Origin of the sequence: Bifidobacterium sp. UBA6881, from assembly GCA_002451435.1 — a bacterium.
Lineage (GTDB): Bacteria > Actinomycetota > Actinomycetes > Actinomycetales > Bifidobacteriaceae > Bifidobacterium.
Genome location: DKCF01000005.1, coordinates 1 through 580, shown reverse-complemented (window position 1 = coordinate 580; position 580 = coordinate 1).

Sequence of the window (580 nt, the reverse complement as noted above, 5' to 3'; positions counted from 1 at the left end):
TTCGCCGTCAGATCGTCCAGCAACCGCCGTCTACGCAACGATGCGGCCACCGCATCCAGGCATCGTCCCGTCTCGCAGCCGAGCGTCGCGCTCAGCTGGCAGACCGCATGCAATTCCGCGCTCAGCATACCGGCCTGTCGTCGCCTTTCCTTGGGATGGCAGCGGGACCGAATCGTGCGGGAAATGCGCCATGCCGTCAGTTCCGGTGCCGCGAATGACCCACCCGCAAGTTCCTCGAAGGCATGCACGAGGGACGCGCCGCCACGAACCGAAGCTTGCAGGGCCGCCACGCAGGCGACGCATCCGATGAGCGGCAACTCGTCGCGCGCACGTTCGTCACACGCGCATTCCGCCTCATCGCGCGTGGCACCACATACACCAACGTATACGCCATCGACAGCATCACGCGTAGTATCCAGGCCATACGTCGCATCATTCATGACGTCAACGCCATGTTCCATGCCGCACGCTTGTTCGCATCCCATGCCATGGACCTCATCCGCACCGAGACAAGACGCGTCGCGCGTGGCGACGAACGCGGCCCTGTCCGGCCACATCCACACGGCCAATGCGGATAGCA